The following is a 15,106-nucleotide window of genomic DNA, read 5'->3' on the forward strand; positions in this document are numbered from 1 at the left end:
AGAAAAAAAATGCCGCAGATAGAGCATACAGATTATTATTCGAATATTTTAGGAACAAGCCTTAAAGTAGAAGTAACAGGGCATTATGGACATCCTATCATCATGTTCCCCACTTCACAAGGTCAATACACACAAAACCATGATTTTCATCTTAATGGAAGCATCAATTGGTTTATAGAACAGGGAAAAGTTAAGCTTTATAATATACAGACCATTGATAGCTGGAGTTTTTATGATAATAATATTTCTCCACAGCAGCGTATTAAAAATTATGAAAGATATGTACAGTTTCTTATTCAGGAATTTGTGCCTTACATTCAGAAAATCCATAAAACACACCGTGTAGCCGTTGCCGGAGCTAGTTTTGGTGGTTATCATGCGGCTAATTTCGCGTTCAGATTTCCGGATGTGGTTTCGCATCTGTTTTGTCTTTCGGGGGCTTTCAGCATAAGAAATTTTATGGACGGATATTCTGATGAACTGGTCTATTTTAACTGTCCGAGAGAGTTTGTAAAGAACGATGAAGCCTGGAAATACAAGCACATGCACATTGTTTTAAGCACTTCTGATCAGGATATTTGCAGAGATAAAAACCTTGAAATGGCAGATATCTTAAGCTCAAAAGGAATCGATTTCTGGTATGATGAAAGAAAATGGATCAACCACGACTGGCCGCTTTGGAGGATGGTTTTTCCAACATTTATCGGGAGATTCTTTTCTTAACTAATTTTAAATTCAAATATTAATATAAAAACATCAATTATGGCAAAAAAAGTAGGAATTCTATTCGGTATGGAGGACACATTTCCCTGGGCTTTTATTGACAAAGTAAATGAGTTAGGAGGCGGAGAAATCGTTGCCGAACCTGTAACTATTGACAAACTTGAGCAAGGTGCAGATTATGGATATGCAGTGATTATCGACAGAATTTCGCAGGACGTTCCCTTCTACAGAGCTTATTTAAAAAATGCGGCCTTAAACGGAACTTATGTAATAAATAACCCTTTCTGGTGGAGTGCTGATGAAAAGTTTTTCAATAATGCATTAATGTCAAAACTGGGGATTCCACTTCCTAAAACCGTATTGCTTCCCTCGCATCAAAGACCTACAAATACTTCGGAAACCTCTTTCAGAAACCTAAAATTCCCGCACGACTGGGATTATATTTTCAACTACGTAGGATTCCCCGCCTATATGAAACCTCATGACGGCGGAGGCTGGAGAAACGTTTACCGGGTGGAAAATCCGGAAGATATGTGGAATAAATTAGGCGAAACAGAGCAATTGGTAATGATGGTTCAGGAAGAAATTGTTTTTGATGATTATTACCGTGTGTATTGTTTAGGTAAAAAATATGTTCACATCATGCCTTATGAGCCCAGAAATGCTCCTCATTTGAGATATGAAACCACACACCAGACGAAAGGTGAAGAATTGGAAAAATTACTAAAAACAATTCACGATTATACCATTATAATGAACGAAGCGCTGGGCTACGATTTCAACACAGTAGAATTTGCCATAAGAGATGGAATTCCTTATGCCATCGACTTCTGCAACCCTGCTCCCGATGCCGACAGAAATGCTGTAGGTGAAGAAAACTTCGCCTGGATTGTAGAACATTCTGCAAAATTGGCCATAGAAAAAGCGAAAGAATATGTTCCCGGAAAACCCAACATCTCTTGGGGTACTTTCGTAAAAGATTCAGTAAAATAAACATAAAATATATAAAAGCACGAAAAAAAATGCATCAATTTACTATTGGAATCGAAGAAGAATATCAGATTATTGATGTTGAGAGCAGAGATCTGATCTCTCATGTTTCGAAAATTATTGAAGGCGGGAAAGCCGTTTTAAGTGAAAATTTAAAGCACGAAATGCATGAATCCATGATCGAAATGGAAACAGGCATCTGTCAAAACATTAAGGAAGCAAGAGCTGAGCTCACAAATCTAAGAAGACACCTCATTAAAACAGCTCACGAACAAGGCCTTAGAGTCTCGGGAGGCGGGACACACCCTTTTTCAAACTGGGAACACAACACCATCACCGATGGCGAGCGTTACAACAAAATTGTTGATGATATGGGCGATGTAGCGCGTGGAAACCTTATTTTCGGGCTCCATGTACATATCGGAATCCCGAATCGTGAAGAAGGTGTGAGAATTCAGAATGTGATGCGTTATTTCCTGCCTCACGTTTATGCACTTTCCACAAATTCACCTTTCTGGATCGGAAGAAATACCGGCTTTAAGTCATATAGACAGGAAATTTTCGTAAAATTCCCAAGAACAGGTATTCCGAGTTTTTTTAATTCTCTGGCGGAATTCGACAGCTATGTTGATCTTTTGGTGAAAACCGGAACCATCGACAATGCCAAGAAAATTTGGTGGGATTTGAGGGTTCACCCGTTCTATCCGACCATTGAATTCAGGATTTGCGACATGCCTCTTAGAATTGATGAAACTGTTTGTCTTGCAGCGATTATGCAGGCTTTGGTGGCAAAAATTTATAAGCTTCACCAGCAAAATTTAAGTTTCAGAAGCTACAGAAGATTATTATTAAATGAAAATAAATGGCGGGCTTCCAAAAGTGGAATTGAAGCTCATTTGATTGACTTTGGTAAAGAAGAATCCGTTCCTTATCCGGATTTGTTAAAAGAGCTTTTAGAATTTATCGATGATGTTGTGGATGAGTTAGGATGCAGAAATGAAGTAGATTATGCCTGGAAAATTTTAGAACACGGAACCGGTGCAGACAGGCAGTTACAAATCTTCAAAGAAACTGGCGACCTTACAAAAGTGGTGGATTATATGATTTCAGAAACTGAGTATGGCATAACACATGGGGAGACCGTTTCATTATAATTTTGGTAACTTTGCAAAAAATATAATGTAGTATGAAAGATATTCGAATTGCTTTGCTGGACATGAACAACAATCATGTAAATCAAGGCTTTAGAAATATTAAAGAAATTTCCGAAGCGTTTAAGCAAAGCTCTGAAGAAAATGTAAGCATCAAAGTTTTTGATGTAAGATATAAAAATGAAGTGCCGGATATTGAAGATTTTGACATTTTTATTTCATCAGGAGGTCCCGGAGATCCGCACAGAGAAGGGCTTGAATGGGAAGATAAATTTTCCGGATTTTTAGACTCGGTTCTTGAGCATAATAAGTTTAATAAAGATAAAAAATATCTGTTTTTAATCTGCCATTCATTCCAATTAGCGAGTATTCATTGGGAGCTGGGAAATATCTGCAAGAGAAAATCCTATTCTTTCGGGGTAATGCCGGTTCATAAAACTGAAGAAGGTGAACAGGAATTTTTATTCAAAAACCTTCCGGATCCTTTCTATGCGGTAGATTCAAGAGCATTCCAGTTTATTGAGCCCAATCATGACCGTTTTGAGGAATTAGGAATGAAAATCGTTGCGATTGAAAAGTTCCGTCCTCATATCAATCTGGAAAGAGCGGTGATGGCTATTCGTTTTTCGGAGGAAATCTTTGGAACACAATTCCATCCGGAAGCCAATCCTGCAGGAATGGTGGAAAACCTGAAAGACGACAAAAATAAGGAAGCCATGATTGAGAATTTCGGGATGGAAAAATACCTTGAAACCATTGACCGAATGGATGATGAAGACAAGATTATTCTAACTCAGGCTCAGATTCTTCCGAGATTTTTGCGGTTTGCAAAAAAAAACGTTTTGAAGGATTGTAAAGCTTTTGCTTAAACTTAAAGATAAGCTCAGACGCTTTGACAGTTCAGCATCTCAAAAATTAAATAACAAAATCGGGCAACAATTGTCCGATTTTTTAAAATCACAAAAGAAAAAGAATATGATTTCAAAATACAGAAAGCAGTTTAATGAGGAATTTTCACAGGAAAAATATAATCAGCTAAAAGAAATTTTAAAAGAAAAAAGTGGGCTGGCGCCAAGCTTCAGAATTTCCGAAAGTCCGATTTTTTTAACTAAAAAATTTGAAGATAAGCTCATTGATGCGACTGAAAGCATTATCGATCAGATTAAAAATTTACCTTACGAAACTTTACAAAAAGCAATCCCCGACAATTGCCGGGTTCCGAATGATACGGACAAACCTCATTTCTTCACCATAGATTTTGGAGTCTGTAAAAACGAAAACGGTGAAATTGAACCACAATTAATTGAATTGCAAGCCTTTCCTTCTTTATATGCTTTTCAAAAAGTATTTGAAGATACATTTTGTGAAGTCTATCCTTTCCTTTCCGAAGTCAGGAATAAGATGCCTCATGAAGAGTTTAAGAATTACTTAAAAGAGTTAATTGTAGGTAATGAAAATCCTGAAAATGTTATTCTTCTTGAAATTTATCCTGAAAAACAAAAGACAGCAATTGATTTTATTTTTACTGAAAAATTATTAGGAATAAAAACAGTTTGTTTAACCAAAATAAAAAAACAAGGCCGAAAATTATTTTATGAAAACGATGGTAAATTGATTGAAATAAAAAGAATTTACAACCGTGTGATTTTTGATGAATTAGATAGAATTCCCGACTTGAAAATAGAGTTTGATTTCCGAGAAGATGTTGATGTAACCTGGGTTACACACCCGAATTGGTTCTTTAAAATTTCAAAATTTCTTTTACCGATGCTGAAACATCAATTTGTCCCGAAAAGTTATTTTTTACATGAGTTTCCGGAAAACGAAAAGCTTGAAAATTTTGTTTTGAAGCCTTTATTTTCGTTTGCAGGAAGTGGAGTTAATTTAAATCCAACCAAAGAAATAACGGATGCTATTGAGGATAAAGAAAATTACATCTTACAGAGAAAAGTAACTTACGAATCGATTTTTGAAGATATTAACGGTGAATTTTCGAAAGCAGAGATCCGTTTGTTGTATATTTGGCGCGAAAATGACGACCGTCCTATCCTACTAGAAAATCTTGGCAGAATGACGAAAGCTGCCATGGTAAATGTAGATTTTAACAAGAAGGATGCGATTTGGATCGGTAGTTCTAATGCTTTTTTTGCGGAAGAATAATTTTAATTAAAAGCTAATATACAATGGAAAACAATTCTGTTTTTGAAGAATTTGAAGTAAAGAATAATTTTGCAAGAAGGAGAAGCTTGCTACCCGTATGGATTAAAATTTTTATATGGTTCTTTCTAATCGGGGGTTCGGTTGCAACAGTTTTGCTTATGGCTGGGCTTTTCCTGAATAAGGTAGATTTATCCCTTTACGGAATTACGGCAACTCATCCTTATACATTAACGGGATTCTTATTGAGTATTTTATTAATCTATAAAGGTATTGTTGCTTATGGGCTCTGGTTTGAGCAAAAGTGGGCACCTCAGACTGCAGTAATTGATGCTATTGTAGGTATTGCTATTTGTATAATTATGATGGCAGTGATACCTTTTACAGTTCCGAACATCAGTTTTACAATCAGATTAGAATTAATCCCTTTATATTTTTATCTACAGAAAATGAAACAGATAAGAAAAAACTGGGAAAATCTATAAATAAGTTTCGGCGGCATCTTCGATGCCGCCGAAACTTTAAATAATTCATTTATATCTTATCATCCTCGAGCAATTCCTTTGCCTGATACTCCTGAACAAGGTCAATGGCATTAGAAATCACGTCGCTCAATGCGGTGATGAAAGTACCTTCTTCCGCCATTCCCATAGCATGTTTCAGGGCTTCGATTTCTTTTGGAATGATTTCATAGCTTACATTTCTTCCGGAAGACTGCATTCCGTCGATGATCAACCCGTTAATTTCCTCTTCTGTTCTTCCGCGAAGATGTTTTTCATTTCGGATAATGATATGGTCAAACATTCTTCCTGCAATTCTTCCGCATTCCCTGATATCACCATCACGTCTGTCTCCCACTCCGGAAATAATTCCGATTTTTTTATTGGCTTCCACATTTTTCAAATAATCTTCAATGGCTTCATAACCAGATGGATTATGGGCAAAATCAATTAAAACCTTAAAATTTTTAAATTTAAAGACATTCAATCTTCCCGGTGTCAATTGTGCACTTGGAATGAAAGTCCGGAGAGAATTAGAAATATCTTCGATCCCAAAACCGTAAAGATAAGAAGCTAAACTTGCCGCTAAAACATTCTCAATCATAAACTTAGCCTTACCTTCCATAGTAATCGGGAAATCTTTTGCCTTTCCGATCCTGATTTTCCAGTCGCCTTTTTTGATTGTTACAAAACCCTCTTCGAACACGCAGGTGATCTTTCCCTCTTTTGCAAACTTCTGAATATGAGGATTATTTTCATTCATACTGAAAATAGCGACATTGCTGTCCAGATCATTGAGAATCTTCATAGAATACTCATTATCTGCATTCAGGACACTCCACCCGTTTTTCTTTACGCTGTCGAGAACAACCCTTTTCACACGCGCCAGATCTTTCAGGTTGTGAATATCATTCATTCCTAAATGATCTTCTTCAATGTTGGTTAAAACACCGATATCACATTGTGAAAAGCCAAGTCCTGAACGTAAAATTCCACCTCTTGCAGTTTCCAGGACGGCAAATTCCACAGTTGGATCTTTTAAGATAAATTCAGCTGAAAGCGGCCCTGTGGTATCACCTTTTGTCAACATCGTATTTTGAATATAAATTCCGTCCGATGTAGTGAAACCAACTCTGTAACCGTTGCTTTTAACGATATGAGAAATTAATCTTGTAGTAGTGGTTTTTCCATTTGTTCCCGTCACGGCAATGATAGGAATGGTGAAAGGTTTTCCCGGTGGATACAGCATATCCACTACAGGCGCGGCAACGTTTCTTGGAAGTCCCTCACTTGGAGCAAGGTGCATCCTGAATCCCGGAGCTGCGTTCACTTCGATGATCGCACCACCACTTTCTTTTAAAGGTTGGGTTAAGTTTTCAGCCATAATATCAATTCCGCAGACATCAAGGCCAATGATTTTAGAAATCCTTTCTGCCATTGTGATATTTTCCGGATGGATCATATCTGTCACGTCAATGGAAGTTCCTCCTGTCGAAAGATTGGCGGTCGATTTCAGGTATACAACTTCTCCTTTCTGAGGAATTGTTTCTAATGTATATTGAAGTTTTTCGAGAAGCTCTGTGGTGTCTTTGTCAATTTCAATTTCGGTCAAAACATTTTCATGGCCGTAACCCCTTCTCGGATCTTTATTTTCTTTTTCAATGAGTTGCTGAAGATTCAGCTCTCCGTCACCTACAACGTGGGCGGGAACCCTTCTTGCAGCTGCAACCATTTTATTATTAATGACTAAAACCCTGAAATCATAGCCAGTAATATATTTTTCAACAATTACTTTTTTTGAATATTTCTGAGCATGTTCCAAGCCTATTTTTGCGGCTTCCCAATCATTAACATTAATAGATGAGCCTTTTCCATGATTTCCGTCTAAAGGTTTGATAACAACCGGATAACCGATTTTTCTGATCACAGCATCCAATTCTTCTTCATGAGTTACCAGATCACCGATCGGGACAGGGATTGCAGCATCATGAAGCATTCTTTTCGTTAATTCTTTATTACATGCAATATCTACGGCAATTGAACTTGTTTTTCCGGTAATTGTCGCCTGAAATCTCTGTTGATTCACGCCATAACCAAGCTGTACCAGGGAGTTTGTTCCTAAACGAATCCAGGGAATCTTTCTGGAAACCGCTTCCTCAACGATACTTCCTGTTGATGGACCCAAACGAACCCTTTCTCTGATTTCTTTTAATTTCTGAATACACGCATTTAAGTCATATTCTTGTCCGTTAATAAGAGCTTCAGCAATCTTTACGGCCTCTTCCGCTGCATAAATCCCTGCATTTTCTTCAAGATAATTGAATACTACATTATAAATCCCTGGCGTCCTCGTTTCACGAGTTCTTCCGAAGCCTACGTCCATTCCTGCTAACGTCTGGATTTCCAAGGCAATATGCTCAATGACATGTCCCATCCAGGTTCCTGTTTCTACACGGTGGAAAAAGCCACCGGGTACTCCTTCCGAGCATCTGTGGCTATATAATGAGGGCATCAGCTTTTCAATTCTTTCCCTGAATCCATCAATTTTATTAGTTGGATAATTCTCCATTTCCTCGAGATCCAATCTCATCTGTATCAGCTTCTTTCGTCTGATACTCCAGATATTAGGTCCGCGTAATGCCTGTATCTTCTCAATTTTCATAGTCTATTTGCATTTTTTATAGTTAACAAGAACTTCATTTAAATTCAAAGATAATGTAAAAGCCTAAATGAAACCATAACACAGTTAAACATTTATTAAAAAATATAGAAAATTTATTAACAATTATAAAATACTCAGAATCAATCTAAATATGGCACGGATTTCGCCAAATGTTAATAATTTTTTAAATTTGCACAATATGATGAAACCTGTTGGAAAATTAATTGTAATCGGAGGTGCTGTAAACAAAGGAAGTTTTGCAGAAACCGATTTTGATCAAAATATCGAAAAAAACCTTAATTTCTTTGAAAGAGGAATTTTAAGAAAAATCATTAACGAATCTAAGCTCAAGGAAAATTCTGTAATAGAAATTGTAACTACGGCCTCACAAATCCCCCAGATTGTAGGTACAGAATACAAAAAAGCATTCGAATTTCTTGGTGCCAAAAATGTTAATATCCTGGATATTCACAATCGTGGAGAAGCCAATTCTGATGCAATGGTTGCAAGAGCCAATGCAGCAGATGTGGTGATGTTTACGGGTGGAGATCAGTTGAGATTAACCTCAATTCTTGGCGGAACAAGGTTTCATGATACGATTCTATTAAAATATCAGGAACAGGATTTTATCTATTCCGGAACTTCTGCCGGAGCCGCCGCAGCTTCTGAAAACATGATCTATCAGGGAAGCAGCTCGGAAGCCTTGCTTAAAGGTGAAATCAAAACGACACAAGGTTTAGGCTTAATAGATAACGTAATTATTGATACCCATTTTGTACAAAGAGGTAGAATTGGCAGGCTTTTCCAGGCTGTTGTAAACAACCCGAGAACGTTGGGAATCGGTTTGGGAGAAGACACCGGACTTTTCATTCATAATGATGTGATGACGGCTGTAGGTTCCGGACTTGTTATATTGGTGGACGGAAGATTTATTAAAGATACCAATCTTACCAATATTAATCTTGGCGAGCCCATTTCTATTGATAATCTGACGGTTCACGTAATGTCCATGAATGATCATTATGACTTGATAACAAAGACATTAACTATTGAAAATTCACAATTTAACCCGATTCCACAAGACAGATAAATTATAAATGTTAATTGATAAATGATGAATGGTTTTAATTAACTTCGTCAAAATATCAATTATCATTTATCAATAATCAATTATAATAATTATGAAAATTATTCTCCACGGTGGATTTTTCTCTGAAAGCGATCAAAGCAATGAGGTGAAAACAGCCAAACAAAATTCTTTAAAAAATATTGCTCAAAAAGCATTTGGATACCTGCAAACTCATTCTGCATTTGATACAGTGGCATACGCTGTTTCTTTATTGGAAGATGACGAATTATACAATGCAGGAATCGGTTCGCAAATTCAAAGTGATGGTGTGATCAGGATGAGTGCCGCGATTATGGATGGTGAAACCCAGAAATTAAGCGGTGTAATCAATATTCAGGAGGTAAAAAACCCGGTTTTTGTGGCGAAAGAATTGATGAAGGAAGACGACAGGATTTTGGGAGGAAATGGTGCAAAACATTATGCAAGCGAACATGGTTTTGAAAATTTTTCAACTGAAATCCCTCAAAGAAGAAAAGAATATGAAGCAAAACTCAATAACGGCGGAAAAGGCACTGTAGGTTGTGTAGCGATTGATAAAAACGGAAAACTAGCTGTTGCCACCTCTACCGGAGGAAAAGGTTTTGAGATTCCCGGGAGAATATCCGATTCTGCGACCGTTGCCGGAAATTATGCCAATTCTTTCTGTGCGGTAAGCTGTACAGGCGTAGGTGAAGATATTGTAAGCAATGCCACTGCTGCTAAGATCGTTACCAGAGTTACTGACGGAATGTCTTTGGAAAATGCTTTTACAAAAACTTTTGAAGAATTAAAAACAATCAACGGCTTTGCGGGTGCGATTGCCATTGATAAAAACGGAAAAATTTACCATCAGGATTCTCATCCTACTATGGTTTTTGCAAGTTTTGATGGTGAAAATTTTGAAGTTTTCAATTAAATTTAACATTAATTTATAAGTCTGATTATTTTTTTGGCACACATTTTACATGATTACTTATAACAAAATTTAATATTAACATTTAAAAATAAGAATCATGGGAAATAAAACAAAAGGCTTATTAGCACTACTTGGTTTAGGAGCATTAGCATATTGGAAATATAAAAATTCATCTCCTGAGGAACAACAAGCTGTAAAAGATAAGATCAATAATGCCAAAGACAATTTGAATAAATGGGGAAGCGATCTTAAGGATAAAGCCAACAATGTTGCATCCCAGGTTCAGGAAAAAGCTGATGAATTCAAAAACAAAGCGCAGGATACTGTGAACAAAACACAGGAAACCTATAACGGTTAAGACTAGTTTATTTTAACATTCATATATACAAAAGTCATCGTAGTTTTTATAATTACGATGACTTTTTTTGTGCTTCAATAGCAAAAACCAGAGGTATTTTATCTCCGAATTGTGGGATTCTCCACTTTCCTTTTTCAAATTCTTCCACGTGTCTGAAACATGGATAAGGCGACCAGTCAAATTCTTTAAATTTTTCTATCTGAATATCATTTTGTATTAAATTTTGAAGAATATCAGCCAACGGATGATTCCACATGACATACTCCTGAACAATATCGGCAGACTGATCGGCGTAAGTTCCTTCATAGGTTTCTACAATTGGCTTTTCATTAAAATAATTATATTTTACTTCTTTAAAATCATCATCAAACATCCACACCACAGGATGAAATTCTGCCATAATAAATTTTCCATCGGGCTTTAGAAAATGGTTTATAACTTTCGCCCACTTACCTAGATCCGGAAGCCAGCCAATTGTACCATAACTTGTAAAAACGATATCAAATTTTTGACCTAAAATATTGGGAAGGTTGTATAAATCTGTACAGATAAACTTCGTATCAGTACCGGATTGCTGAGCTAGTTTTTCTGCTGCTTCAATCGCTTTATCTGATAAATCAATGCCGGTAACTTTCGCTCCCATTCTTGATAAAGAAATAGAATCCTGACCAAAATGACACTGCAAATGCAGAATCGTTTTATCTTTTATATCTCCTAAAAGCTCTAATTCAATGGAATTAAGAGAACTTCTTCCCTTCAGGAATTCATCCACAAAATAGAAATCCGATTTCAGGTGTGGGTCCACTTTGGCGTTCCATGAGTTTTTATTAATTTCGAGATAGTTTTCCATTGGTTTTAGTTTAATAATTAAAGTTTTGCAAGAAGTTTTTTCTTCTGTTCCTGAAATTCATCTTCCGTTAAAACTCCGCTTTCTTTTAATTTTCCCAATTGTTCTAACTGGTCTAAAATACTTGGCTCAGCTTTTGACTGAAAATACTCCTTTGGACGGGCCATAAAATCTCTCACTTTTTCGCAGAACAATTCCGCTTCGTACTTCCCAACTCCGTCAATCTCAAGCATTTCTCCGGAAACAATGATATCAATTGAAGCCAGCATAAACTCTTTTTCATATTGTATTGATGTGACTTTGTCGTAAGAAAAATCCTCAACCTTCAAGCCATAAAATACTTCTTTATCAATGAAAATCAGCCTTCTGTCTGTGGCCACCAAAACAATATGGTGAGTGGTTGTTTTATTCCTTCCTTCCACCAGATATACAATTTTTTCATCTTCAGAAAGTACATTCGGTAATTCACGAATTTCTTTTCTGGCAAAAAAGGTCGGATTTATATCTAATTTTTCAAGTTGATCTTTTATTTCGTCAAATCTGGATTTTTCACTCATAATCGATAAGTTTATGAGCCTAAATTACTATTTCTTTGTGAAATAATTTAATGTCAATTAAAATTTAGATGGAATTACAATTGAAGTATAAAGACTGTAAAGTTCCCAACCCAGCGATTCATATAAGATTTTGCCTTGTTCTGTTGCTACCAGGAAATTATTGTAAATACCTTTTGATAAAGCAGTCTTTTCCAATTCTTTCATTACAAAAGTTGCGAGTCCTTTTCTTTTATGATTATTTTCCGTTGAAATTCTATCATAAACAGCCAGATCTTCAATAATGATAAGCCGCCCTATTGAAGCTACTTCATCATTTTTCGTAACAATTTTTACAAGAAAAGTTGAGTGGTATTCTTCAAATTCCAATCTGTAATCATCAGGCAAATTAACTTCAGGAAAAGTCATCGTACGAAAACAGGACATCATATATCCTTGTGGCTGAACCTGCCATTTTTCAGGAATTTTATCTTTAAATTCATTAAAAGAAGTACAGATTTTCAGAAAAACCCATGGTTCCTCGATAAATTCTGCCAATTGAAAAAAGTCATCATTTGGTTCCGTAAATACATAACGGGATTTTTGGTTTTCGTACCCAACTTCAACCTTAAAACCAGACTGATATTGAATTGGCAAAGGCAGATCTCTTGACAAAGACCAGCCTTTTAACCATTTTTCCACTATATCTTTAGAAACCTCTTTTTTCAATTTAATTACTTAAAAACTCTTCCAAAGAAACTGTTTTCTGCTCACCGGCTTCAAGATCTTTGTAAGTAACTGTTTTATTTTTAATTTCCTCTTCTCCTAAAAAAACAAGATTTTTAATTCCTTTCTTTTCTGCATAGGTGAACTGTTTCCCGATCTTTGCATTTTCAGGATAAATTTCTGCGGAAACCCCTTTTTCTCTTAATTGTTTAATCAATTTTAAAGCTTCCGAAACTTCATTTCCGCCAAAGTTGGCAAATAAATATTCTACTTTTGAAGTTGCTTCTTCAGGGAAAAGTCCCAATTCTTCCATCACCAGATAAATCCTGTCAAGTCCGAAAGAAATACCAATTCCCGGGATATTTTTCACCCCAAAAACTTCTGTAAGATTGTCATATCTTCCGCCACCGCCGATGGAACCCATCTGAACTTCATTCGCTTTCACCTCAAAAATTGCTCCGGTATAATAATCCAAACCTCTAGCTAGCGTAATATCGAAAACAAGATTTTGTATATCAACACCAAGGTTTAACGATTGGGTGATAACAGATTCCAGTTCTTCGACGCCTTTTAATCCAATTTCATTTCCTGCAAATTTCTCTTTTAGCTGAAGAAGATTTTTCAACGCATCGGCAGACTGAGTGAATAGGAAATCCAGTTTATCAATCGATTCCTGAGAAATTTCTCTTTCCAATAATTCTTTGACAACGCCGTCTTTTCCAATTTTATCTAATTTATCAAGAGCGACCGTGAAATCAATCAGTTTATCCGTAATTCCAGCGTATTCAGCCAATCCTGAAAGAACTTTCCTGTTGTTGAGATGAATAGTCACCGGAACTTTTAAATCTGAAAATGATTTTAAATATAATTGAATTAATTCCACTTCCTGCAAAAGGCTTTCGCTTCCCACAACATCCGCATCACATTGGTAAAACTCTCTGAATCTACCTTTTTGAGGGCGGTCTGCTCTCCAAACCGGCTGGATCTGGTAACGTTTGTAAGGGAAAGTAAGTTGCCCATGATTCATTGCTACAAATCTTGCAAAAGGTACGGTAAGGTCGTAACGAAGAGCTTTATCCGAAATCTGAGAAATCAATTTCTGATGACTTTTATTTTCCCAATCTTCCTGATTTACTTTTGAAGTATAATCCCCTGAATTTAAAATCTTAAAAATCAAGCGATCTCCTTCTTCCCCATACTTTCCTGTCAAAGTCGATAGATTTTCAAAGCTCGGTGTTTCCAATGGCTGGAACCCGAATAACTCGAAGTTTTTCTGTAAAATATTGATGATATATCTTCTTCTTGCAACTTCCAGTGCTGTAAAATCTCTCGTCCCTTTTGCTAAACTTGGCTTCATTTTATAATTGATAAATGATGATTAATATATAAGTCTTGCAAAAATAAGGAATTGAAAGGACTTTTCGCGGAAATGAAAAGCTGAAGAAATATTCTTCTCCAGCTCATCGTTTCCTTCATCATTTGTGTTTACTTATCCCCTAAATCAAATACCTTCTAAAATTTCCAGGATTTCTTCGCCATAATTCTCAATCTTATGCTTCCCAAAGCCTTTGATATCCAGCAATTCTTCTTTCTTTGCAGGCTTGTACTTAGCAACGGATGTCAGCTCTTTATTGGTAGCAATGAAATAAGACGGAAGGTTTTGTTCTTTAGCCTTCTCTGACCTCCATTCTTTCAGAGCATATAAGATTTTTTCTTCATCAGAATTTAAATTTTCACTTTCCGCAGAATATTTTGCGGCTTTTGGATCTTTCACCTTGTTTTGGGTAATTTTAAGTTCATCAAAATACAAAACTACAGACCAGTAATTTTCATCATTTACAAAAGCTGTTTCCACTTTCATAATATCATTGGATTCCAAAAAAGTGTCTAATGTTTTCTGATCTTCGTAAAGGAATTCCCCGGCTAATCTTATCTTAAAAACTTTTACTTTCATCATTTGTGTTTTTAGATTATTTACCTCCTAAAAGCAGAATTTCATCTACCCTGATCTCCGTTATATACTTTTTTACACCGTCTTTATCATCGTATGACCTGTAAGTCAGTTTTCCTTCAACGGCAATTTCTTTACCTTTTGGAACATATTTCTGAAAAATTTCCGCTGTTTTTCCAAAAGCTACTAAATTATGCCATTGGGTTTCTTCCACTTTTTCACCTTTCGCATTGGTATAATGATCGCTTGTAGCCAATGAAACGCTTGCTTTTACATTTCCATTGTCGAAGTTTACCATTTCTACTTCTCTTCCTGTGTAACCGATTAATGTTACTTTATTTCTTAGTGACATACAAAATTGTTTTTAAATTATTATTAGATTAGAGACGCTCACCTCTTTTCTCAAATCTCTGTTGCAAAGATTGGGGAAATCGGAACCCGGAGCCGGTAAAAAACTATTTAAATTCATTTGTAGTCGTTTGCA

The 15,106-nt window shown here is 36.1% G+C and carries 16 protein-coding genes; 9 read left to right on the forward strand and 7 right to left on the reverse strand.

The genetic code is table 11. The features are described from left to right. The first annotated feature begins 9 nt into the window (after positions 1–9). The 6 genes from ATE47_RS08265 (at position 10) to ATE47_RS08290 (ending at position 5,506) form a co-directional block, all read left to right on the forward strand. The gene (locus ATE47_RS08265) at positions 10–723 is read left to right on the forward strand and encodes an alpha/beta hydrolase-fold protein (protein WP_062161521.1); all 714 of its coding nucleotides are present in this window, start codon (positions 10–12) and stop codon (positions 721–723) included. Between the two features lie 39 nt (positions 724–762). After that, on the forward strand, positions 763–1,716 hold the full coding sequence (locus ATE47_RS08270) for an ATP-grasp domain-containing protein (protein WP_062161522.1): 954 nt from the start codon (positions 763–765) through the stop codon (positions 1,714–1,716). Positions 1,717–1,745: 29 nt separating this feature from the next. Further along, positions 1,746–2,867, forward strand: coding sequence for a carboxylate-amine ligase (locus ATE47_RS08275; protein WP_062161523.1), 1,122 nt, complete (start codon positions 1,746–1,748; stop codon positions 2,865–2,867). A gap of 32 nt (positions 2,868–2,899) precedes the next feature. After that, positions 2,900–3,733: a type 1 glutamine amidotransferase gene (locus tag ATE47_RS08280; protein WP_062161524.1), complete on the forward strand. Its 834-nt coding sequence runs from the start codon at positions 2,900–2,902 to the stop codon at positions 3,731–3,733. A 106-nt stretch (positions 3,734–3,839) separates the two neighbouring features. Next, the gene (locus ATE47_RS08285) at positions 3,840–5,024 is read left to right on the forward strand and encodes a hypothetical protein (RefSeq protein ID WP_062163491.1); all 1,185 of its coding nucleotides are present in this window, start codon (positions 3,840–3,842) and stop codon (positions 5,022–5,024) included. Between the two features lie 23 nt (positions 5,025–5,047). Beyond that, positions 5,048–5,506, forward strand: a complete 459-nt coding sequence (locus ATE47_RS08290) for a hypothetical protein (RefSeq protein ID WP_062161525.1) — start codon at positions 5,048–5,050, stop codon at positions 5,504–5,506. 49 nt (positions 5,507–5,555) lie between these two features. Here the strand turns inward: ATE47_RS08290 and cphA are convergent, their stop codons facing one another. After that, positions 5,556–8,183 carry a cyanophycin synthetase gene (gene cphA / locus ATE47_RS08295; RefSeq protein ID WP_062161526.1) on the reverse strand — a complete coding sequence of 876 codons (2,628 nt, stop codon included), beginning with the start codon at positions 8,181–8,183 and terminating at the stop codon, positions 5,556–5,558. Positions 8,184–8,385: 202 nt separating this feature from the next. Here cphA and ATE47_RS08300 point away from each other — a divergent pair, with 202 nt between their 5' ends. From ATE47_RS08300 to ATE47_RS08310, 3 genes are all read left to right on the forward strand, one after another. Further along, positions 8,386–9,273 (forward strand): cyanophycinase, encoded by an 888-nt coding sequence (locus ATE47_RS08300; protein ID WP_062163492.1) that lies wholly within the window; start codon positions 8,386–8,388, stop codon positions 9,271–9,273. Positions 9,274–9,364: 91 nt separating this feature from the next. Continuing rightward, positions 9,365–10,207 (forward strand): isoaspartyl peptidase/L-asparaginase, encoded by an 843-nt coding sequence (locus tag ATE47_RS08305; protein ID WP_062161527.1) that lies wholly within the window; start codon positions 9,365–9,367, stop codon positions 10,205–10,207. A gap of 97 nt (positions 10,208–10,304) precedes the next feature. Continuing rightward, positions 10,305–10,565: a YtxH domain-containing protein gene (locus ATE47_RS08310; RefSeq protein WP_062161528.1), complete on the forward strand. Its 261-nt coding sequence runs from the start codon at positions 10,305–10,307 to the stop codon at positions 10,563–10,565. Positions 10,566–10,617: 52 nt separating this feature from the next. On the opposite strand, the gene ATE47_RS08315 is transcribed toward ATE47_RS08310, so the two are convergent. From ATE47_RS08315 to ATE47_RS08340, 6 genes are all read right to left on the reverse strand, one after another. Further along, entirely contained in the window at positions 10,618–11,415 is a 798-nt protein-coding gene (locus ATE47_RS08315) for a class I SAM-dependent methyltransferase (protein WP_062161529.1), read from the reverse strand. Positions 11,416–11,432: 17 nt separating this feature from the next. After that, positions 11,433–11,969, reverse strand: a complete 537-nt coding sequence (locus ATE47_RS08320; protein ID WP_062161530.1) for a PH domain-containing protein — start codon at positions 11,967–11,969, stop codon at positions 11,433–11,435. A 57-nt stretch (positions 11,970–12,026) separates the two neighbouring features. Then, positions 12,027–12,674 carry a GNAT family N-acetyltransferase gene (locus tag ATE47_RS08325; protein ID WP_062161531.1) on the reverse strand — a complete coding sequence of 216 codons (648 nt, stop codon included), beginning with the start codon at positions 12,672–12,674 and terminating at the stop codon, positions 12,027–12,029. Between the two features lies 1 nt (position 12,675). Beyond that, complete coding sequence (hisS, locus tag ATE47_RS08330; protein WP_062161532.1) at positions 12,676–14,028, reverse strand: histidine--tRNA ligase; 1,353 nt, start codon at positions 14,026–14,028, stop codon at positions 12,676–12,678. 144 nt (positions 14,029–14,172) lie between these two features. Continuing rightward, positions 14,173–14,628 (reverse strand): HRDC domain-containing protein, encoded by a 456-nt coding sequence (locus tag ATE47_RS08335; RefSeq protein WP_228376341.1) that lies wholly within the window; start codon positions 14,626–14,628, stop codon positions 14,173–14,175. Positions 14,629–14,641: 13 nt separating this feature from the next. Further along, complete coding sequence (locus tag ATE47_RS08340; RefSeq protein WP_062161533.1) at positions 14,642–14,974, reverse strand: single-stranded DNA-binding protein; 333 nt, start codon at positions 14,972–14,974, stop codon at positions 14,642–14,644. Between the last annotated feature and the right edge of the window lie 132 nt (positions 14,975–15,106).

The sequence above is a fragment of the Chryseobacterium sp. IHB B 17019 genome (assembly GCF_001456155.1).
Classification (GTDB): domain Bacteria; phylum Bacteroidota; class Bacteroidia; order Flavobacteriales; family Weeksellaceae; genus Chryseobacterium.